Genomic DNA, 20743 nt, shown 5'->3' on the forward strand with positions numbered 1-20743 from the left:
CCGATCAAAAATTAGGGTTTTCCCCGATTGTGCCGAAGCCGCGGTCCGGTATCATAATGGTTGATGCCTTTACGCAAGGGGAAGTCACATAAATCGTACGAACTCCTCTGGACGATGGCTATGAGCTTTATCACAATTTGGATGGGATGTGGAATTGGGTGGTGAAATGTCCGTTTCATTTCTTGAAATCAAACCGGCAAGGGCCGGCCGGTTGGCTCGCGCGATCGGAGAAGGAAGCCGTCGTTTTCGAAGTCGGCGAAGACCGCGATATTGCCGAACAGCTTCGAATGATCGATTTGCACGAAGAGGACGTCAGATTGCTGAAGGCGATTCAGCCTTTGATTTCAGAGCACATCGAGGAGATCACTTTTTCTTTTTATGACAAGGTATTGGGCGTCCCCGTGCTCGAGCGCATCATTCGGGAGCACAGTACGGTTGAGCGCTTGAGGCAAACGTTGAGAAACCACCTTATCGAAATGTTCAGCGGGCGGATCGATCAAGCGTTTATTGATAAGAGAATGCGCATCGCCCAAATACACGAAAAAATCGGCTTGGAGCCCAAGTGGTATATGGGGGCGTTTCAAAACCTGCAAAATGCCTTTCTGGACGTTATTTACCGATATGTGGACAATTATGAGGACGTTTGCCAGTTGAGCAAGGTCATCGCCAAATTGCTTAATTTCGAGCAGCAGCTCGTATTGGATGCCTATGAGAAGGAAAGCCTGCTGCAAAAGACGCGCCTTTATGAAGCGGTAAAAGCGGACTTGAAGGGGGCAATTACGAAAATAAGCGAGGATCTCGCCGCGCTGACGGAACAGGCCACCGCCTCGGTGGAGGAGTTGATGGCGAGCAGCGAAGAGGTGAAAACCTCGTTTCGGCACAGTGTGGAGAAGGAAAGAGAGACGATAACCTTGGCCCAAGAGGGCATCGTGAAAGTCAAAGGACTATCCGCACGGATCGATCTCATTAACCGAAGCTCCGACATCATGAAAGAATCGGTCAAGCGGCTGGACGAATCGTCGGAACAAATCAGAAAAATCGTTGTGATCGTGCAAGAGATCGCCGATCAAACCAAATTGCTGTCGCTGAACGCGGCGGTGGAGGCGGCAAGAGCCGGCGAGCACGGTAGAGGATTTGGGGTTGTGGCCAAAGAAATTCAGAAGCTGTCGGACGGCACGATGGCAAGCATCAAACGAATTGCGGATGTGATTGCACAGTCTTCCGAATATACGTCGGATGTGATTTCGATCATTGAAGAGGTGGACCGGCAGGTGAAGGCGGGGCAAGCGGATTCGGACGCCGCCAATGCCGTCTTTGACGACATTCGAGAATTCATGTCAAGCAGCATGGATCATATGCGTCTGGTCGAAGCCGAGCTGAGCAGTCTTGTCGGCGTCATCGGGGAAATCGGCTCCGGCACGATCAAAGTTGCGGAATCGGCCGAGCATCTTCACGAGGTGACGAAAAATATATAGGATGGCATTCACACTTCCGGAAGGCGGGTGTGATTTTTCTTTTTCGAAACGTCCGGGGACCGTTCATCGTATGAACGAAAGCAACCGAAAATAGAATAGAGAGAAATCCAGGGAGAGGGGCAAGGACGAAGATGGAAGTCTATCAAGGCGGGAAAACGGGCGACACGCACCGGGTGCCTCAGCTGCCGAAAAACTTTTGGCGGAACGCGGTCATCGGCGCAGCCGGTTTGATCGTGCTGTGGATCGGCTCGACCGTGTTCTACACGGTGCAAGAGCAGGAGCAGGCCGCGATTCTTACATTCGGCAAATATACGGCCACGCAGGAAGATCCGGGCCTGCATTTCAAGCTGCCGTCGCCGGTTCAGCGGGTCGTCAAGGTGCCGGCCAACCTGACGCAAAAAATCCAGATCGGTTACCGGGAGGACGACGGCGGACAGGTAACGCCGGTGGAGGAAGAGGCGCTCATGATTACGGGCGACGAGAATATCGTATCCGCCGATGCGGTCGTCGAGTGGAAAATAGCGAATGTCCGCGATTACCTGTATAACATCGAGGATCCGGAGCAGTTTCTCCGCAACTCGGCCAGCGCGGCGATCCGCTCGGTCATGGGCTCGACCAAGCTCGATTTCGCGATTACCGACGGTAAAACGGTCATCCAGACCGAGGTGAAGACGAAGCTGGAGGAGATCCAGACGAAATACAGGACGGGCATTCAAATCATCGACCTGAAATTCCAGGACATTGAACCGCCGGAGGGCCAGGTGCAGCAAGCGTTCAAGGAAGTGACGAACGCGCGCGAGGAGAAAAACACGAAAATCAACCAGGCGCAGAAATATGTCAACGACAGGCTGCCGAAGGCGCGCGGCGAAGCGCAGGCGCTGATCGAGAAAGCGGAGGCCGAGAAAAAGTCGCGCATTCTGAATGCGGAGGGCGATGTGGCGAAGTTCAACGCGGTGTATAACGAATACATCAAAAACCCCGCGGTTACTGCGGACCGGCTCATTCTGGAGACGCTCGAGCGGGTGCTGCCGAACGCCAAAGTGATCGTGACCGACGGCAGCGGGGATACGGTCAATTATTTGCCGCTGGACGGCTTCCTGAAAAATTCCGCAGGAGCGAAAACGGGCGCTTCCGGGCAGACGGGCACACAGGGAGGGGCGAACCCATGACGAGGAAAAGATGGATCGGGACGGCCGCCGGCGCGCTGCTCCTGATCATTGTGTTGGCGGGCTCGTTGTTTATCGTGGGCGAGGGCGAATACAAGGTCGTGCTGAAGTTCGGCGAAGCGACGCGCATACACGAGGAGCCTGGCATCCGCTTCAAAATACCGTTCATTGAGTCGGTGCAGTCCCTGCCGAAGTACCAGAAAGTGTACGACAGCCAGCCGACGACGATTCTGACGAAGGACAAGAAGCCGATCATCGTGGACAATTACTCCGTGTGGCGCATCAGCGATCCGCAGCGCTTTCTCCGTTCGCTTCAGACCGTCTCGGCGGCGGAAGGGCGGATCGGCGATGCGATATACAATGCGGTTCGCCGGAAGCTTTCGGAGACGGACTACGGCAGCATCATCAGCGAAAATACGGCGCGCGGCGATATCAACGTCGAAATTACGAGCATGGTCGCGGAGGTGGCGGAACGGCAAAATTACGGCATCGAGATCATCGATGTGCGGATCAAGAAAACCGATCTGCCGGAGGAGAACAAGCAGAGCGTCTATAACCGGATGATCTCCGACCGCCAGTCGATCGCCGCGGGCTATTTGTCCGAGGGCGACGAGCAGTCGCGGAAGGTAACCTCGAATGCGGACCGGCAGGCGCAGGAGCTGATCGCGCAGGCCGAGGCCGATTCCAAGAAGATCATCGCAGAAGGCGAGAAAGAAGCCGCGCGAATCTATAATGAGGCCTACGGCAAGGATCCGGCGTTCTATAAGCTGTACCGGACGCTGGACAGCTATGTGACGACGTTCCGGGGCGAGCCGGTCATCATGCTTCCGATCGACTCCGAGTATACGCGTATTCTGTTAGGGCAGCGATAAGCCTTTAAGCCGGCAAGCTGAAAATGGGGCCTCCCCGAAGCGGTCGAATCCGCTTGAGGGGAGGCCTTGTTCAAGACGAAAATAGGGTTGACATGATACAATTTGTATCATAAAGTAATGTTATAGATACTTTAAGTATCAATTTTGGACCTGCATGAAACGGAGGATTGGTGATCGGCATGGAGCTTAACGTGAAGGAATATGTGAAAATGATTGCCCGAAGGTGGTGGATCGTCGCCTTGATCGTCGCGATCGGCAGCGCGGCGACGGCATGGATTCAATCGTCCCTCATCAGTCCCGTCTATGAAGCTTCCTCCAAATTGATCGTCTCGACGGCTCCGGAAGCGACATCCGACGCGGGAGCGGGCGGCGCCCGGATCGATTTCGAGTCCGTCCGGGCCAACGTCGCGCTGATCGGCACTTATATGGAGATCATGACAAGCCCGATGGTGCTGGACGAGGTCGCCGCGCGCTTGCCGGAGATGGATCTGACCGGCAGCAGGCTGCAGGGCATGGTCAAGGTCGGAACCGTCCCGGAGACGCAGGTGCTCGACGTCTACGTGCGGGACACCAGCTATGAGCGGGCGGCAAAGATCGCGGCGACCGTAACGGAGGTGTTCCGCGAGCGGGTGTCGCAAATGCTCGGCGTGAACAACGTGGCGTATTTGAACGAAGCGAATCCGGACAGCCCGTCGGCGCCCGTCAACCGAAGCATGACGCTATTCCTCGCGCTCAGCTTCGTCGCATCGGCGATCGTGGGCATCGGCGCCGTCACGATGATGGAAGCATTCAACGACACGGTTCGGACCGAGGAGGATCTGGAACGCCATTTCGGGATCGGCGCGCTGGCGCTTGTTCCCACTTACGGCAAGCAGGCCGATTCATCGGCGATCACGACGAGCGGGGTAGGTGAACGGAAGCATGTTACGATCAACCCATGACAGCCCTTTTCTGGCCGGCGCCGATTCGCAGGCCCAGGAAATCTACAAATCGTTGAAGGCGAAAATCGACTTCGCGTCCCGGCAGCGTCCGATCCGGGTCGTTATGGCCGCCTCCGCTGAACGCAATGAAGGCAAGACGACGACGCTGGCGAATCTCGCCGTCGCCTATGCGCGGAGCGGACGCAAGGCCGCGGTGATCGACGGCAATCTGCGCGACCCGCAGATGCATGCCATTTTCCGGCTGTCCAACCATACCGGCCTGTCCAATGTGCTGTTCGGCCATAAAAAAGCGCCCGAGGCGCTTCAGGCGGCGCCCTATATTCCGAACCTGGCAATTCTGACCTCGGGCTCCGCGGCCGGCGCGGCGGACGAGCTGGCATCCGGCGCCCTGCAGGAGATCGTGGAAGAAGTGAAGGGCAAGTTCGATATCGTTCTGATCGATGCGCCCCAAACGCAAGGGTTCGCGGACCCGCTCTTCATCTCGAATGTATGCGACGGCATCGTGTTCGTCGTCCGGGCGGGCAAAACGAAGCGGGCCGCCGTCTCCAAGGCGCTCGCGCATCTGAAAGGCACAGGCGTGCCGGTAATCGGCGCGGTGCTGAACCGTTATAACGCCAAGGAGGAGGCGGCCGCTTCCTTCATTCGAAGCTGACGCGCCGCTGCGTCAGCGCAAAGAGGTCATCACATGCTAATGCGGCATACGCTGATTTATTCGTTATCCCGCGGCATGGCCGGTGTGTTCAACATCGTGGCGATCATGATGCTGACCCGGCTGCTGCCGCCTTCCGAGTACGGGATTTACGCGCTGATCGTCACGGCGACGGTGCTGGTCAACGCCTTGTTTTTTCAATGGGTCCGGATGAGCCTGCTGCGCTATTACGAGTCGCACGAGGACCGGCCCCGGCTGTTAAGCACGATCGTCGCCGGCTTCCATATCGTGCTGCTCGCCGCCTGCGCGCTGGCCGCGGTCCTGGCGCTCCTGTGGGCGGACCTTCGCTCCATCGGCTGGATCGTTGTCGAGACGGTCGCCTACTTATGGCTGTATGCCTGGTTCGAGCTGAACCTGACGCTGTACCGGACCAGGCTGCAGCCCGCCCTGTACGGGTACTTGTTCGTGGCGAAAAATGTGCTGACGCTGTCCGCCGCCGTGGCGCTCGTCGCCCTCGGCTACGGGATTCACGGGCTGATGCTCGGCATGATCGCCGGCACGCTGGTGCCCGTCGCCGTGTCGGCGGCCAGGCAATGGCGCGGCGTCAGTCTCAGGCTCGTTGACTACAAGCTGATGCTCAGCCTCGCGAAATACGGCGCCCCCTTGACCGTGTCGTTCACGATGGGATTCGTCATCTACAGCGCGGGCCGGGTGATGCTCGGCTGGCTGAGCGGCGTGGAGGATACCGGGCTGTACGCGGTGTCCTACGATCTGACCCAGCAATCGATCATTCTGTTGATGACGATCGTGAATCTGGCGGCCTATCCGCTGGCCGTGAAGAAGCTTGAGAAGCAGGGAGAAGAGGCGGCAAGGAAGCAGCTCGGGCAAAATGCCGTGCTCATCCTGCTCGTATCGGTGCCCGCAACGGCGGGGCTTATCGTGCTCGCTCCGAATCTGTCGGGCGTACTGCTCGGCGAAGCCTACCGCGAAACGGCGCTGACCGTATTCCCGGTCATCGCGATCGCCGCGTTCGTCCAAGGCCTCAAACAGTTTTACTTCGACCTGTCGTTCCAGCTGTCGCGGGAAACGAAGAAGCAGATGATTCCGGTCGTTGCGGCCGTCGCCGTCACGATCGCGCTCAACCTGTGGTGGATTCCGCTGTGGGGAATCGCCGGCGCGGCCTACGCCTCTCTCGTCTCCTATGCGATCGGGACGGCGATGAGCATCGCGATCGGCAACCGGGTTTTCAGGCTTCCTTTTCCCGTGAAGGATTTCATCAAGATCGCCGCATCGGCCATTGCCATGTCGCTTCTGCTGCTGCCGCTTCGCGATTATGGCGGCCCGGTCATGCTGGCCGTGCAAATCGCTTACGGCGCCTTGGTCTTCGGCGTGCTCGTATGGGCGCTTAAGGTAAGCGGGGTGAAGGAATGGCCGTCGGCGGTGTTATCGAAGCTGCGGCTGACGCGGCCGGGCGCAAGCCCGCGGGCCGGGCACAGCGGCGGGAAAGGGGAGAGCGCATGATGAGCCGAAGCCAAAGCCAAAGCCAAAGCCGTGTTCCGCTTGTGATGACGGTTGCGGTATCGCTGCTGGCATTTTTGATCATCAACACACCGAGCGTCAAGCTCATCTATCGTTCCGAGCTGATCAACGTCGCCGCCGTCTGCTTGCTGTGGGGAGCCGGCTTGTACAAGGTGCTCGTCATGTCGGACGGCAGCCTGCGCTTCGGGCGGCTCAGAGTCTGGTTTCTGGCGCTGTTCGCCGCGATGTGGACGATTCTTCTGTTTTACGGCAGCCTGGGACCGGAATCACAGGCGAGCATGCGTCTGCTCCTGCAATATGCGGGCGTATTCGGAGCCGTTGTCGGGCTGCTGCTCTTCGTAACCCGGTCGGCTGAAATCAGGCTGTTCCTCATCTGGCAGATCGTTTGGGCAGCGGCGCTGGCAATCGCCCAGCTGTCGGTCGGCATCGAGCTCGACCGGTCGCAAAATCAGAATTACCTGACGCTCGGCGTTCCGCTGGCCGCAGGTCTCGTATCGGTGTTCGGTCATATGCTCATCACCCGCAGGCTGTGGGTGAAGCTGACGTTGCTCGCGCCCGCGGCGCTCGTCACCGTCGCCCTCACGACGCTGTTCGGCCGGGCCCCGATTCTGTTCTCCACCGGCACGATCATGCTGTTCTGGGTGCTGCATATCGTGCGGAACGGCTCGCCGTTCGCCAAGGCCGGCCAGCTCGCGCTGATGCTGAGCGCGGGTACGGTCGTCTATCAGATCATTCGGAGCAACGTGTCGGACTATTGGCTCACCCGCTTCGCTCGGCTGCAGAACGTCGGCGACGAATCCCGGGTTGCGATCTACCGGGAGGCGCTGAAGATGGTGCGCGAGCAGCCGTTCGGCTACGGGATGAACGCGGCGGATACTTACATCGGTATCTATCCGCACAACATTTTTCTCGAAACGATGATATCCGGCGGCATATTGTCGTTGGTCGCCCTGCTCGGCCTGCTCGTCCTGTTCGTATATGCGGCCGGACGCAGCCTGTCGCACAAAGCATACCTGATGCCCTGCTGCATGCTGGCCTGTTACCTGTTCCTGACGTGGAACGTGTCCTTCAATCTTACCGCGGCTTATACCCCGATCGGAGCGATCGCGCTCTGCATCGTCGCACTCGAGCTGATTCAAAGGGAGCAAGGAGGGGAGCGGCATGAACGTATCGGTCGTCCTGCCGACGCATAACCGCAAAGCGATGCTGCTGCAGGCCGTGCAAAGCGTCTGCCGCCAAACCGTCAAACCGCTTGAAATCATTGTCGTGGACGACGCTTCGGACCGTCCGTTCGAGCAGGAATTGCTCACTCACGCGCAGCGGCATGATGTCGGAATCCGCTATGTCCGTTTCCGTTCTCCGAGAGGCGCTTGCGCCGCGCGGAACGAAGGAGCGCAGCGGGCGGAAGGCGATATCCTGATGTTTCTGGACGACGACGATACGTGGGAGCCGGGGAAAATCGAGCGGCAGCTCGCCGTTTTCCGGGCCAACCCGGAGGCGGGGCTCGTCTACGGCGGCCGGCTGGTCGTCAGCGACTCCGACCGGGATAAAGTGATCGGACGCATTGTGCCCAAGGCGAGAGGGAGGCTGTTCCCCGCGATTCTGTACGACAACTGCATCGGCATTACGTCGACGGTCGCCGTCAAACGGAGCCTGTTTTTCGAGGCGGGCGGCTTCGATACGAGCTTCCCCGCGCGCCAGGATTACGATCTGTGGATTCGCTGCACGCAGCTGACGACCGTCGAGCATGACGGGCAGTGCAACGTGCGCTATACCGTCGCCGCCAATCCGAACAAGCAGATCAGCGGACGCAAGGATTTGCATACGAAGGCGGTCGCCCTGCTCCTGGAGAAATACAAGCGGGAGATTGAGTCGCAGGGCTTTCTCGGCAAGCGGAAAATTTACGCGGCGAACTATTTCTATATCGCCAAAGCGAAGCAGCGGCACGGCTACCTGTCTTCGGTGCCGTGGTGCCTGAAAAGCGTCGTCGCTTATCCGAAGCTGAAAAGCATGCTGCTGCTGTTCCCGCCCGGCCTGATCCGCCGGCTCCGCGCCTCGCTCGCGCGGCTTAAGCCTTTGCAGGTGCCGGCTTTGGACAAGAAGGAGGGCAGTGTGTAAAGGAGGAGAGAGCGCATGGACGTTTCGGTCATCGTGCCGACGCATAACCGCACGGATATGCTGCTTCAGGCCGTGGAAAGCGTCTGCCGGCAAACGGTGAAGCCGCTTGAGATCATCGTCGTGGACGACGCCTCGGAGCGGCCGCCGGAGCAGGCGCTGGAGCCGCTGAAACGTTACGGAGCCGCGATCCGATGCATCCGTTTCGACTCGCCTCGAGGCGCCTGCGCCGCCCGGAACGAAGGGGCGGAGCAGGCGAAGGGCGGCATCCTGATGTTCCTGGACGACGACGATACGTGGGAGCCGGAGAAAATCGAGCGCCAGCTGGCGGTATTCCGCGCTAAGCCGGAGGTCGGGCTCGTCTACGGCGGCCGGCTGGTCGTCGGCGACGCCGACCGGGACAGGGTGATCGGGCGCATTATGCCCAAAGCGAGAGGCCGGCTGTTCCCGGCTATCCTGTACGAGAACCACATCGGCATGACGTCGTCGGTCGCCTTGAAGCGCGAGCTGTTCATCGAGGCGGGCGGGTTCGACCCGCGGTTCCCCGCGCTGCAGGATTACGATCTGTGGATTCGCTGCTCGCGGCTGACGGTGGTCGATTACGACGGGCGATGCAACGTGCGCTATACGGTCGCTTCCGATCCGGACAGGCAGATCAGCGGACGCAAGGATTTGCATGCCGGCGCGGTTGCCTTGCTGCAGGACAAGTACAGGCGGGAAATCGAGGCGCAGGGCGCGCTCGGCAAGCGGAAAATATACGCCGGCAACTATTTCTACGTCGCGAAGGCGAAGCGGCGCCACGGCCTGCTTGCCGCGCTGCCCTGGTGCGTGAGAAGCGTCGCTTCCTACCCGAGCCTGAAAGCCTTGTTATTGCTGTCCCCGCCCGGATTCGTCCGGTGGATGAAGAGCCTGCCCTTCCGCTTCAAGCGGACGCCGGCGCCCGCTCTGGGGACGAGGAAGGAGGGAAATGCATGAACGGTTACGGATTGCTGGAGAAAAGGGTGGCCAAGGCGCTCGATGCGGCGCCGGGCATCCGTCGGCTCGTCAAAAACGTGTATCAGCGCCTCAACTATATGCGCCATTTCGAAGCCGATTTCCAATACGAGCTGTACGCGCCAGCCAAGCTGCTGACGCCGTACCGGTGGGCGGGCGCCGAGGAGACCCCGGGTCCCCTGTTCTTCGGCTATTATGACAAGGCGCCGTGGTCGCGGGATATGGAATACCTGGCGTTCCACCGGATGAACGGCGCGGATGCGGCCGATATCGCCGTGTTCTGCAAGCGCACCGGAGAGGTCGGGACGGTGGCGAGGTCGCGCGTGTTCAATGTGCAGCAAGGCAGCATGCTGCAGTGGCTGCCCGGCAACCGGCTCATTTTCAACGATATCGATGCGAACAGGCTGGTTTCCCGCATCGTGTCGCTGGACGGCGAGCAGACGGTTCTGCCTTGGCCGGTCCAGACCGTTCATCCCGGCGGCACACGCGCCTTGACGCTCAACTACAAGCGGCTCGACCGGCTTCGTCCGGAGTACGGCTATCCGCTGCCGGTGACCAATTACGCGCCGGATCTGCCGGATCGGGAGGACGGCATCTGGGCGCTCGACCTGGAGCGGCAGGCAAGCGGGCTGATCATTACGATCGAGCGGCTTCGCGGGCTGGAGCCCCGTCCCGAGATGGAGGGCTCGGAGCATAAAGTCAACCATATCATGTATTCGCCTTCCGGCAGCCGGTTCGTGTTCATGCACCGGTGGATCGGCCCGCAGGGGAAGTTTTCCCGGCTTTACGTGTGCGGCGCGCAGGGCGACGGGCTGAAGCTGCTGTTGGACGACCGGATGGTGTCGCATTACCAGTGGCGGGACGACGACCATCTGCTCGCATGGGCCAGAACGGCGGCCGACGGGGATCGGTATTACGAAATCAACGTCGCGACCGGCAAGTACACGATCGTCGGCAAGGGCGAGCTCGACCGGCTCGGCGACGGGCATCCGTCGTATTCGCCGGACCGCCGCTGGATCGTCACGGATACGTATCCCGACAAGGCGCGGCAGCGGCATTTGCTGCTCTACGACCGGATGACGGGCCGCAGCATTCCGGTCGGCCGCTTTTTCTCGCCCTGGAAGTACGATGGCCCCTGCCGGTGCGACCTGCATCCGAGGTGGAGCCCGGACGGCAATTGGCTGTCCGTCGATTCCGCGCACGACGGCGTCCGCAAAACCTATCTGATCGACGTGTCGGGCGTCGTGAGGGGCGGTGAGAACGATTAATCCGATTAGCCCGAATAAACCGAAAATCGGCGTCATTATGTCGACCTACAACGCGGCCGGCCATCTGGACGAATGCTTCCGCAGCCTGGCGGGCCAAACGTTCCGGGATTTCGTCGTGCATATCGTCGACGACAACTCGCGCGACGATACGCCGGACATCATCAGCCGCTGGTGCGGCGAGGATTCGCGGTTCAAGCTGATCGGGCGGAACGTGAAAAACCAGGGCTTGACGAAATCGCTCAACCATTTGCTCGCCGTCACCGACACGGAGTACATCGCCCGGATCGACGCGGACGACATGGCGATGCCGAACAGGCTGGAGCGGCAGGCGCGTTTTCTGGACCATCACACCGACATCAGCGTCGTCGGTTCTTGGGCGCTGGAGGTGGACGAGCAGGGCCGGGATGGCGCGATCCGCAGCGTGGCGGAGCGCCACGAGGATATCAGCCGGATGATTCTGCGCGTCAATCCGATGATCCATCCTTCGGTCATGTTCCGCCGGAGCGATATCGTCAGGATCGGCGGCTACAATGTCGGCTACCGGACCGCCCAGGATTACGCGCTTTGGTTCGCCTGTCTCGAGAACGGCCTGAAGCTGGCCAACATTCCCGAACCGCTCATTCGTTACCGGCTGAGCAGCGGCCATATGGCCAAGCGCGGCTTGTCCTACCGGAAGCGCGACGCGGCGGTGCGATGGCACGGCGCCAAGGCGCTCGGCTGCGGGCCGTCCGCCCGCCTGACGGCTGCGGCGATTCCGATTGCGCTCGGCATCGTTCCCGGTTGGGCCAGGAAGCTGGCCCTGCGCCACCGGGACCGCCTCGATCCCCGGCATGCGGGCAAATAAGCCCGTTAAATAGCTGCCGTCAAATAGCTGTCGTTGAAATCGATCCATGAAGGAGGCGGTGCATGCATGCTCGTCCCGTTTCTGGCCGACCTTTACGAAACGAAGCTGCGTCCGGACAGGCCGGACACCGACTGGGAGGCGCTGTCGGAGGAAATCGCGTTTCACTCGGTTTCGTCCCAGGTGTACCATATGCTGCGAGCGACCGGCCAGGCCGCATCCGTTCCGCCCGCTTTTCTGGCGGCGCTGAAAGGGAAGGCCGAGCGGGTGATGTTCCACAATATGCTCGTCAGGCAGGAAACGCGGGCCGTTCTTCGGGCGCTTGAGCGCGAGGGCATTCCGGCCATTCCGCTCAAGGGCGCGCTGTTCTCGGAGCGTTATTTCGGCCACATCGGCGCAAGGGGGACAAGCGACGTCGACCTGCTCGTAAGGCCGGACGATTTCGGGCGGGCGGCGGATTGCGTGCGGTCGCTCGGCTTCCGGAGGGAGGACGCCTACCACTCCCTGCACTACCATGCCGAATATTTCAAGACGCTGCCGGCCGTCGGCGAATCGATTTCCGTCGAGCTGCACCATAACATCCTGCGCAAGCATACGTCGGTCGTCGATACGCAACGGCTGTGGCGGGAGGCGCGGGCGCTCGTATGGGAGGAAACCGTTTACGAAGGCTGCAGGGAGCTGTCGTTCCGGCATACGTTCTACGTCATGTGTCTCCATTCCAGCAAGCATATGATGCTGTCGTTCAAGCATGTGCTGGACATTGCGCACCTGATCTACCGCCAAGCGGACCGGATCGATTACGGCGATCTGTTCCGCTTGGCGGAGCAAGACCGGACAACCGGCAAGGTCCGGGCCGCGCTGTCGGCCGTCTACCGGCTGTTCCCGGGGCTTCACGCCCTACTGCCGTTCGAGCGTTCCGCGCCTGTGCCGCTCTTCGGCTGGAGCGTCATCCGAGACGCGCAGCAGGGGCGCAAAACGGGCCGCTATTACGCCTACATTCTCGCCTATCCGCTGCTCACGCTCGACACCTGGAGCTACCGGCTCAAGCATCTCCGGTATTTGGCGCTGCCGCCGCGGGATCGGGTGGAGCGGATGCTCGGGCAGGCGGGGAGCTCGTCCCCGGGCTTGTACTGGCGATTGTATAAACACAGGCTCAAGCTGTGGCGCTCGCACCGGCGCGCGCTGCTCAAAAAGAGCCGCATTTGAGGAGGTGGAGGAAGCGTGCGGCATCATCTGCAATTTCGGATCGCCGAGCATAACGTCGCCGTGGCGACGGACTCGGACACGGTCAAGGATTGGCTCGGGCACGCGTTTGCCGTGCCGGATCCTGAACAATCGAAAGGCGGCGACACGCACCTGCGCATTGAAGTCGAGAACGGGCACGGCCTGCCGTTCGTGAATTTCGATGTCGCCGCCAATCGGGCGGGCGACGGGGGCATCGTATACGAACGGGGCGATTATACGATCCGCATGGACGCCTCATGCACGGAGGCGTGGATCGGCGTCCACGATCTGTTCGCGCTCAAGCACGCGATGATGAACGTGTACAGCACGTATATCGTTCACGCCGGATGGGGCCTGCTGGTCCATTCGTCCTGCGTGGCCCAGAACGGCAAGGCTTATCTGTTCTCCGGGCATTCGGGGGCCGGCAAGTCCACGGTCGCGATGCTGTCGCTGCCACGTCCGCTGCTGTCCGACGAGGCGACGGTCGTCAAGCTGGAGGCGGACGGCGGGGCGACGGCGTTCGATTCGCCGTTTCGCAGCGACCTGTGGACGTATCACAGCATGGAACGCTGTCCGCTCGAAGGGATTTTCTTCCTGAGGCAGTCGCCCACGGTCGAGACGAAGCGGATGTCGGAGGCCAAAGGCTTCCTGTCGATTCTCGACAAGGTTTTTTACTGGAAATACGATGCGGCCGAGACGGCCGAAGTGTTCCGGATGTGCAGGCGGCTGACGGCGGCCGTGCCCGTGCATGAACTTTATTTTCAAAAAAACGACTCATTCTGGGAGATGATCTCATGATTACCGAACAAACGGCTTACCGGTGCAAACCGGACGCGGAAACGATGGAGCTGGACGGCGAATGGGCGGTGCTCAATCCGGAAACGTGCACGATCACGAAGCTCAACGAGGTCGGCGGCTTGATCTGGACGCGTCTGCGGCTGGACGAGCCGATGACCGCCATCGTGCGCGCGATTCAGGACGAATACGAGGTGCCGGTCGAGGTCGCGGCGGCGGATATTGCCCGCTTTGTGGAGTCGCTGGTTGCGGTGGGGCTGCTGGAGACGAGCGGCGCGCGCGGGTAACGCATGAAAGCCGCGGTTCTCGAGCTGCTCGGGCTGAATGAGGTGAAATCGCCCTTCCGCCGGCTTTGGCCATACGTGCAGCGGTATAAATGGCTGTATGCCTTATTGTCGTTCTGCCTGCTGTTCGGCGTTGCGTACACGCTGTTCTTCGCCTGGTTTCTGAAGACGTTCGCCGATCGCATCACGGAAGGCGGCATCGGTTCCCTTGCTTCGCTGTTCGCGATCGGAGCGGCGATGACGGCGCTTAAAATCGCGGTAGATTTCGCCGAGGTGACGACCGAGTTCCGGGCGACCGACCGGATCGTCCGCGACGTGAAAAACGACGTGTTCCGGCATATGCTGCGGCTGCCCGCCTCCTATTACCTGGACCGCCATTCGGGGGATCATGTGTCGCGCCTGACGAACGATGTGTACAAAATATACGGCGCCGTCGGCAGAAGCTTGATCAACCTGATCAAGCAGCCGCTCGCCGCCGCGGCCGCATGCGTTTATCTGACCGTGCTGAACTGGAAGCTGGCGCTGATTTGCTTTCTGGTCATGCCGGTCGTCATCGGGCTCGGCGGGTATTACGGACGGAAAATGCGGGCGAACGGCAGGGAGATCCAAGGCAAGCTCGGCGCGATCAACGGTTTTCTGAATGACGTGTTCACCGGCCATCTGGTCGTCAGAGCGTTCCAGCTCGAGCGGCCGATGGAGGACAGAAGCAGGGCGGACAACGACGAGCTGTATGCGCTCGAGGCGCGCGACGCTCGGCTGCAGAGCGTGCTGCAGGCGGGAACCGGCGCCGTCAATCAGATCGCCTTCCTTGCCTGCCTGGGCGTCGGGGCGATGCTGATCGGCGGGCAAGGGCAAGGGAGCGGCGGCGGGCTTACAATCGGCACGCTGCTTGCTTTCATAGCCTTGTTCCAATCCGTTATTCAGCCGATCGGCGGTCTCGCCCGCCAATGGGGGGCGTTTCAAACGGCGCTCTCCGCGGTGGACCGCGTGTGCGAGGTGCTGGAGACGCCGGCGCCGGTGACGGCGGCTGCGGCTGCGGCGTCGGATGATTCGCCGCATGTATACCGGAAGGCGCCGGGGCTGAAGAGCGGCATCGCGCTCAGCGGCGTCGTCTTCGGTTACGACGAGGACCGGCCGCCGCTGTTCGACGGCTTGTCGCTCCGCATTCCGGCTGGCAAGGTTACCGCGCTGGTCGGGCCGAGCGGCGCGGGCAAAAGCACTCTGTTCCATCTGCTGCTCGGCTTCCATAAGCCGCAGAGCGGCACGATCGCCTTCGACGGCGTACCGATCGAAGCGATGGACGCGTCGGAACGGGCGGCGTATACGGCCGTCGTGCTGCAGGAGCCTTATCTGTTCACCGGTACCGTTCGCGACAACATCGCGCTCGGCCGTCCGGGAGCGCCGGAAACCGATATCCGGAGAGCCGCGCGCGAGGCGAACGCCGACAGCTTCATCCTGTCGCTGCCGGACGGCTACGATACGCAGATCGGCGAGCGGGGCGTCCGCTTGTCGGGCGGCCAGAAGCAGCGGATCGCCATTGCCCGCGCCATCCTGCGCGACGCGCCGATCCTGCTGCTGGACGAAGCGACCTCGTCGCTGGACTCGCGCGCGGAACTCGCCGTACAGGAAGCGCTGGACCGGCTCACGGCCGGCCGTACGACGATCGTCATCGCGCACCGGCTGTCGACCGTCCGGCACGCCGATCATATCATCGTTCTGGACGGCGGCGCGATCGTCGAGCAAGGGCATCACGAGCTGCTGATGGAACGCCGCGGCCTGTATCGGCAAATGCATGCGCAGCAGCTCGGCATGGAACGCCGCGTGTCCGTTTGACCGTTGCGGCGCCAAGCTCTGCGTATATTCCGTGAAGGAGGTGATACCATGAAAAAAGCTTACCAGGCTCCGCAAGTCGTTTCCCACGAAGTGTTGGCGTTTGAAACGCATCCGTCCGACCAATGCGGCAGAAGATGAGGCAAACCGGCGCGATGCTTGGCGGAAGAGGGGACGCGGATGCCGAACGTTCGGCATTCGCGTCCCCTTTTTACCGCAGGGATTGGGGGTTGAGGACGTGACGGCGATGGCCGGTCCGGAACAAACGCATGATCGTTGGATACGCGGCCTGCTGGCCGACAAAGGAATGGTCCATCTTCCTTCGAAGGGGTGCAGCATGCATCCGTTCATCCGCCAGGGCGACCTGTGCCGCTTCGAGCCCTTCGATCGGGCGTCGGCCGCTCCCGGCGACATTCTTTTGTTCCGGAACGGTGCCGGCGTACTGGTGGGTCATCGGCTCTTGCGCGTAACGCACGGCGACGGAGGTATGATTTATGTCTGCAAGGGGGATGCCAATTTGCGGCCGGACGAGCCTGTTGTTGAGGAGCGGGTCATCGGTCGCATGGCGGGATTACGCAGGGGCGCAAAGCATTATGAAATCGATCGATTTCGCGGACGGCTATGGCGCGCAATGGTCCTTCGGATACCGGGCATTTCCCGGATTTTCCATTGGCATGCCCGACGCAGGTAGTGTTTGGGCCGCAAAGGCTCAACGATGAAGCGTATGCTGCCGCGAATGAATCCCCGTATTCTGCTTGCCTTCGCCGTCTGTCTGCTTGTATGGAGTGTGCCGCCGGGCGTTCCGCCGGAAGGCGGTGTGTCCGATGATTTCGATAAAATGCGTCTGAAGTGGGCGAGCAGCTTGACCGGCGGCAGCGGCTTCGATCCGTCGGATAAAGCGATCGCCGCGTATGTGAGAAGGCTGGCCTCGAAGGTGACGGCCCCCGGAAAGACCGGCGTGTGGGATACGATGCGGCTCGGCGATGCGGACGGCCTGTGGGCCGACGCGCCGATCACGGCGAACCCGGCAAACCTGACCGAGCATTACAAGCGGCTGCGGCTCATGGCGTTGGCTTATTCGACGGGGAGCTCCCCGCTCTACCGAAGCGAGGCGCTTCGGCAAGACATCGCCGGGGCGCTCGCCTGGCTTTACACCAATAAATATAACGAAAATACGGTCCGCTACGGCAACTGGTGGGAATGGCAGATCGGCGCGCCGACGGCATTGAAGGACGTGCTCGTGCTGATGTACGACGAGCTGCCCAAGGAGCTGACGGACGGATACATTCGGACGATTGACGCGATGATTCCGGATCCGGCCGCGCGCGCGGGTGTCCGCGGCGTCGTGGAGACGGGGGCAAACCTTGTGGACAAGGCGCTGATCAAAGCCGTTCAGGGGGCGCTTGCCGAAGACGGCACGCGGATCGAACAGGCAAGGGCGGCGCTCGGCCAAGTGTTCGAGTATGCGGATTCCGGCGACGGTTTCTATAAGGATGGATCTTATGTGCAGCATCTCAACGTGCCGTATACCGGCAGCTACGGGGTCGTGCTGATTGAGCGTCTGGCCGAACTGCTGACGCTGCTCGAAGGGTCGCCCTGGGCGGTCGGCGGCGCGCAGCTCGATACGGTATACGGCTGGTTCCGCGATTCGTTCGAGACCGTGATGGCGGACGGCGCCATGACGGACATGGTGCGCGGACGGGCGATATCGCGCAGCGGCTGGGACAGTGTGCAGGCAGGCCGTCAAATCATGAAGCCGTTCCTGCAGATCGCGAAAATGCTCCCGGCTGCCCGCTCGGAAGAGATTCGGGGAAGACTGAAAAGTTGGTACTTGACCGACCGTACGCTTAACCATATTTATGACGGCTTGGATATCAACGGCATGATCGAAGTGAGGCGGCTGATGGCCGACACGGCCGTTGCGCCGCTTCCGGAGCGCAACGGACATTTCCGGTTTCCGTCTATGGACCGGGTCATGCATAAAAGGCCCGGCTTCGGCTTCGGCATCAGCATGTATTCCGGCCGCATCCTCAATTATGAGCAAACGAACGGCGAGAACCTGAAGGGCTGGTATACTGGAAGCGGCATGACTTATCTATACAACGCCGACACATCGCAGTATGTCGACGGCTTCTGGCCGACCGTCGAAGCGCTCCGGCTGCCGGGCACGACGACGGACGGGCTGACGAAAGCATCCGGCACATCCGCGGAGGCGTGGGTGGGAGGCGCGTCGGCCGGCGGCGTTTACGGCGCCGCGGGCATGGCGTTCCGCTATCCGGACAGCGGTTTGTCCGGGCGTAAGTCCTGGTTCATGTTCGACGACGAGATCGTCGCTCTGGGAAGCGGCATTACGGCTTCCGCAGCCGGAACGTACGAAACGGTCGTCGAGAACCGCAAGCTGGCGGGGGCGGGGTTGAATGCTTTTGCCGTCAACGGCGAGGCGAAGCCTGTCGAGCCCGGGTGGTCCCAGCAAATGAGCGGGGTCCGGTGGGCGTACCTGGCCGGCACGGCGGCCGGTTCGGACATCGGCTACGTTTTCCCCGGCGGCGCGAACGTTGCGGCGAAGCGGGAATCGCGGACGGGCAGCTGGTACGATGTGAACCGAAGCGGTTCGAAGGAGCCGCTGACCCGGCATTATTTGACGCTGTGGATCGACCACGGCCCGCAGCCGGACGGCGCCGCTTACGCTTATGTGTTGCTGCCGGGCGCCACGGCGGCGGAAACCGGCAAATACAGCGCCTTGCCCGAAACGGACATTCTCGCGAACACGGCAGCCGTGCATGCGGTGCGCGAACGGGCGCTCGGCGTAACGGCGGCCAACTTCTGGCAGGCGGGCTCCGTCTCCTTCATCCGCGCCGGGCAGCCTTCCTCCGTCATCGCGCAGGAGAAAAACGGCGAGCTCGAGGCAGCCGTCTCCGATCCGACGCAGCGGCAAACGTCGGTTACCGTCACGTTGAACAAGAGGGGCTATGTGCTGCGGCAAAAAGACGCACGGGTGCAGGTGCTCGCGACGGCGCCGAAAATCAGGCTCCGGGTGGATGTGACGGGCGCCGCCGGCGAAAGCATCCGGACCGTGTTTGTAAAAGCGCCGCAATAGCGCGAAAGCGGACAAAGCGAGTCTTCCTGCGAAGGGACTCGCTTTTTGTCGTTGCCGGTTAAATTTCCTCTTGCGCGGGCGGGGCAACCGTGGGATTCTACTATATAGAGCTTGCTGCCGGTCGAGACATCGGCTGCCAATCGGAAGGACCAGAGACATTCATGATAAATCCGCGATCGTTCATTCAGCAGCTGAAGGCACAGATGGGTCCGCAGGCGTGGCACAATTTTCGCATCGACGCATTGGCGGCCGCCACGTTCAGCGTGTTCAACGTTGTGTTCAACCAATTTTACATTCCGATGGCGCTTCGGGCCGGGGCGACCGACTTGCAGGTCGGGCTGCTGGCCGCCGCTCCCGCGATCGGCTTGCTGTTCTCGCCGATATGGGCGTCCTGGATCGAGCGCACAAGCCCGAAGCCGTTCGTCATCGTTCCGAACCTGATCGGCCGGGCGCTGATCGTTCTCCCCGCCTTCTATGGGGCGCCGATCGTGTTCGTCGCCGCGGCGCTGCTGTTTCATCTGCTGATGGGCATTCAGGCGCCCGCCTATCCGGCTTTGATCACCCGCATTTATCCGGCGAATCTGCGCGGCAGGCTGATGGGCAACGTGCGGGTCGCCATGGGCGCGCTCATGATCCCGCTCGCTTATCTGATCGGCCGGTGGCTGGACTACGCCGGAGCCGCGGGTCCGCTGCTGGCCGCCTCGGCGACCGGCATCCTGTCGATTTTGTTTCTGATCGGCGTGCGGGAGTCGGAGGCCGGTCCGGCGCGTCCGGTCGCCGTGAAGCGCGCGTCGCTCAAGGATCAGCTCGGGCTGGTCAAGCAGAACCGCGAGCTCTCGTTTTTTCTGGCTGCAAGCACGTTGTCGGGTTTCGCCAACCTTTTCTCGCAGCCGTTGTACAACATGATCCAGGTCGAGTATCTGCAGCTGAGCAACGCGCAGCTCGGCTATGCGCGCGCCGCTTATTTCGGCTGCCTGCTGCTCGCCTATCTGGCGGTCGGCTGGGTAATCGACCGGATATCCGCGAAGAAAAGCATCGTTTACGGCTTGCTCGCGTACTCCCTCGTGCCGCTGTTGTACGGCTTGTTCGGCAATTACGCCTCGGTGCTCGTGGGCAGCGGCATCCAGGGCGTCGGGGACGCGATCTGGGATATCGGCATCATGGCGTACCTGTTCCGGCTGGCGCCGGGCCGCGAGGCCGTCGTATTCGGCCTGCATATGATGCTGTTCGGCGTCCGCGGCACAATCGGTCCGCTGCTCAGCACCGCGCTGCTGGCGCAGGACATCCCGATGGCCGGCCTGCTGATCGGCGCGTCGCTGTTCTCGTGGGCGGGCGTCGCCGTGTTTCTGCTGCTGGCGGCAAGGGACCGCGCAGCGGCGGCGTGAGGCGCGCATGCGGTTCGAGCGCCGCCGTACGCGCGCGGTGGGAAAAATAAAAAGTCTTGGAGCGGCTGCGTCGCCGTCCCAAGACTTTTTTTGGTCCGGTTCTAACCGCAATAGTCCACGCTTCGGCTCTCCGGCACCTAGGAATCCACAGGCCGATCCGGTGGATAGGTGAACGTTGCTCTAAAGCGAAAACCTATGCGTTAATTTAAGAAATTTCGCTCTCTATTTTGAGTTGAGATACCCCGTGATGGTGGCATAGCGAAGCTAAT

General features: G+C 61.2%; 18 protein-coding genes and 1 pseudogene. All 19 read left to right on the forward strand.

The annotated features are described in order from the left end of the window. Window positions 1-146: 146 nt before the first annotated feature. Window positions 147-707 (forward strand): annotated as a pseudogene (locus RWM61_RS20165) (protoglobin domain-containing protein); the annotation flags it as partial. A 279-nt stretch (window positions 708-986) separates the two neighbouring features. Then, on the forward strand, window positions 987-1475 hold the full coding sequence (locus RWM61_RS20170; protein WP_399537648.1) for a methyl-accepting chemotaxis protein: 489 nt from the start codon (window positions 987-989) through the stop codon (window positions 1473-1475). A gap of 131 nt (window positions 1476-1606) precedes the next feature. Further along, the gene (gene hflK / locus RWM61_RS01420) at window positions 1607-2644 is read left to right on the forward strand and encodes an FtsH protease activity modulator HflK (RefSeq protein WP_313996576.1); all 1038 of its coding nucleotides are present in this window, start codon (window positions 1607-1609) and stop codon (window positions 2642-2644) included. Then, window positions 2641-3513 carry a protease modulator HflC gene (locus RWM61_RS01425; RefSeq protein ID WP_313996578.1) on the forward strand — a complete coding sequence of 291 codons (873 nt, stop codon included), beginning with the start codon at window positions 2641-2643 and terminating at the stop codon, window positions 3511-3513. The genes hflK and RWM61_RS01425 overlap by 4 nt, the downstream gene beginning before the upstream one ends. A 179-nt stretch (window positions 3514-3692) precedes the next feature. After that, window positions 3693-4454, forward strand: a complete 762-nt coding sequence (locus RWM61_RS01430) for a Wzz/FepE/Etk N-terminal domain-containing protein (RefSeq protein WP_313996628.1) — start codon at window positions 3693-3695, stop codon at window positions 4452-4454. Continuing rightward, window positions 4435-5106, forward strand: a complete 672-nt coding sequence (locus RWM61_RS01435) for a CpsD/CapB family tyrosine-protein kinase (protein ID WP_313996580.1) — start codon at window positions 4435-4437, stop codon at window positions 5104-5106. Before RWM61_RS01430 ends, RWM61_RS01435 begins: the two co-directional genes overlap by 20 nt. A 33-nt stretch (window positions 5107-5139) precedes the next feature. Further along, window positions 5140-6624, forward strand: coding sequence for a lipopolysaccharide biosynthesis protein (locus tag RWM61_RS01440; protein WP_313996582.1), 1485 nt, complete (start codon window positions 5140-5142; stop codon window positions 6622-6624). Next, window positions 6624-7835, forward strand: a complete 1212-nt coding sequence (locus RWM61_RS01445; protein ID WP_313996584.1) for an O-antigen ligase family protein — start codon at window positions 6624-6626, stop codon at window positions 7833-7835. Before RWM61_RS01440 ends, RWM61_RS01445 begins: the two co-directional genes overlap by 1 nt. Beyond that, a complete protein-coding gene (locus RWM61_RS01450) occupies window positions 7804-8760 on the forward strand; it encodes a glycosyltransferase family A protein (RefSeq protein ID WP_313996586.1) in 957 nt (318 codons plus the stop codon). The genes RWM61_RS01445 and RWM61_RS01450 overlap by 32 nt, the downstream gene beginning before the upstream one ends. 15 nt (window positions 8761-8775) lie before the next feature. Next, window positions 8776-9732 carry a glycosyltransferase family A protein gene (locus tag RWM61_RS01455; protein WP_313996588.1) on the forward strand — a complete coding sequence of 319 codons (957 nt, stop codon included), beginning with the start codon at window positions 8776-8778 and terminating at the stop codon, window positions 9730-9732. Further along, a complete protein-coding gene (locus RWM61_RS01460) occupies window positions 9729-11018 on the forward strand; it encodes a hypothetical protein (RefSeq protein ID WP_313996590.1) in 1290 nt (429 codons plus the stop codon). The genes RWM61_RS01455 and RWM61_RS01460 overlap by 4 nt, the downstream gene beginning before the upstream one ends. Then, a complete protein-coding gene (locus tag RWM61_RS01465; RefSeq protein ID WP_313996592.1) occupies window positions 11005-11862 on the forward strand; it encodes a glycosyltransferase in 858 nt (285 codons plus the stop codon). The genes RWM61_RS01460 and RWM61_RS01465 overlap by 14 nt, the downstream gene beginning before the upstream one ends. Before the next feature lie 66 nt (window positions 11863-11928). Beyond that, window positions 11929-13065 (forward strand): nucleotidyltransferase family protein, encoded by a 1137-nt coding sequence (locus tag RWM61_RS01470; RefSeq protein WP_313996594.1) that lies wholly within the window; start codon window positions 11929-11931, stop codon window positions 13063-13065. Between the two features lie 15 nt (window positions 13066-13080). Further along, complete coding sequence (locus RWM61_RS01475) at window positions 13081-13881, forward strand: hypothetical protein (protein WP_313996596.1); 801 nt, start codon at window positions 13081-13083, stop codon at window positions 13879-13881. Next, window positions 13878-14165: a PqqD family protein gene (locus RWM61_RS01480; RefSeq protein WP_313996598.1), complete on the forward strand. Its 288-nt coding sequence runs from the start codon at window positions 13878-13880 to the stop codon at window positions 14163-14165. The genes RWM61_RS01475 and RWM61_RS01480 overlap by 4 nt, the downstream gene beginning before the upstream one ends. 3 nt (window positions 14166-14168) lie before the next feature. Further along, window positions 14169-15995 (forward strand): ABC transporter ATP-binding protein, encoded by a 1827-nt coding sequence (locus tag RWM61_RS01485; RefSeq protein ID WP_313996600.1) that lies wholly within the window; start codon window positions 14169-14171, stop codon window positions 15993-15995. A 244-nt stretch (window positions 15996-16239) separates the two neighbouring features. Continuing rightward, window positions 16240-16683 carry a signal peptidase I gene (locus RWM61_RS01490; protein ID WP_313996631.1) on the forward strand — a complete coding sequence of 148 codons (444 nt, stop codon included), beginning with the start codon at window positions 16240-16242 and terminating at the stop codon, window positions 16681-16683. Between the two features lie 24 nt (window positions 16684-16707). Continuing rightward, on the forward strand, window positions 16708-19089 hold the full coding sequence (locus RWM61_RS01495) for a polysaccharide lyase 8 family protein (RefSeq protein WP_313996602.1): 2382 nt from the start codon (window positions 16708-16710) through the stop codon (window positions 19087-19089). Between the two features lie 161 nt (window positions 19090-19250). Further along, a complete protein-coding gene (locus RWM61_RS01500; RefSeq protein WP_313996604.1) occupies window positions 19251-20474 on the forward strand; it encodes an MFS transporter in 1224 nt (407 codons plus the stop codon). The last annotated feature ends 269 nt before the right edge of the window (window positions 20475-20743 follow it).

The sequence above is a fragment of the uncultured Paenibacillus sp. genome, assembly GCF_963515335.1.
In the GTDB taxonomy this organism is placed as follows: Bacteria; Bacillota; Bacilli; order Paenibacillales; family Paenibacillaceae; genus Paenibacillus_I.

Coding starts and splice junctions, on each gene's coding strand:
- RWM61_RS20170 (WP_399537648.1), top strand. CDS start 987: ATGAAAGAATCGGTCAAGCGGCTGGACGAATCGTCGGAACAAATCAGA.
- hflK (WP_313996576.1), top strand. CDS start 1,607: ATGGAAGTCTATCAAGGCGGGAAAACGGGCGACACGCACCGGGTGCCT.
- RWM61_RS01425 (WP_313996578.1), top strand. CDS start 2,641: ATGACGAGGAAAAGATGGATCGGGACGGCCGCCGGCGCGCTGCTCCTG.
- RWM61_RS01430 (WP_313996628.1), top strand. CDS start 3,693: ATGGAGCTTAACGTGAAGGAATATGTGAAAATGATTGCCCGAAGGTGG.
- RWM61_RS01435 (WP_313996580.1), top strand. CDS start 4,435: ATGTTACGATCAACCCATGACAGCCCTTTTCTGGCCGGCGCCGATTCG.
- RWM61_RS01440 (WP_313996582.1), top strand. CDS start 5,140: ATGCTAATGCGGCATACGCTGATTTATTCGTTATCCCGCGGCATGGCC.
- RWM61_RS01445 (WP_313996584.1), top strand. CDS start 6,624: ATGAGCCGAAGCCAAAGCCAAAGCCAAAGCCGTGTTCCGCTTGTGATG.
- RWM61_RS01450 (WP_313996586.1), top strand. CDS start 7,804: ATGAACGTATCGGTCGTCCTGCCGACGCATAACCGCAAAGCGATGCTG.
- RWM61_RS01455 (WP_313996588.1), top strand. CDS start 8,776: ATGGACGTTTCGGTCATCGTGCCGACGCATAACCGCACGGATATGCTG.
- RWM61_RS01460 (WP_313996590.1), top strand. CDS start 9,729: ATGAACGGTTACGGATTGCTGGAGAAAAGGGTGGCCAAGGCGCTCGAT.
- RWM61_RS01470 (WP_313996594.1), top strand. CDS start 11,929: ATGCTCGTCCCGTTTCTGGCCGACCTTTACGAAACGAAGCTGCGTCCG.
- RWM61_RS01480 (WP_313996598.1), top strand. CDS start 13,878: ATGATTACCGAACAAACGGCTTACCGGTGCAAACCGGACGCGGAAACG.
- RWM61_RS01485 (WP_313996600.1), top strand. CDS start 14,169: ATGAAAGCCGCGGTTCTCGAGCTGCTCGGGCTGAATGAGGTGAAATCG.
- RWM61_RS01490 (WP_313996631.1), top strand. CDS start 16,240: ATGGCCGGTCCGGAACAAACGCATGATCGTTGGATACGCGGCCTGCTG.
- RWM61_RS01495 (WP_313996602.1), top strand. CDS start 16,708: ATGAAGCGTATGCTGCCGCGAATGAATCCCCGTATTCTGCTTGCCTTC.
- RWM61_RS01500 (WP_313996604.1), top strand. CDS start 19,251: ATGATAAATCCGCGATCGTTCATTCAGCAGCTGAAGGCACAGATGGGT.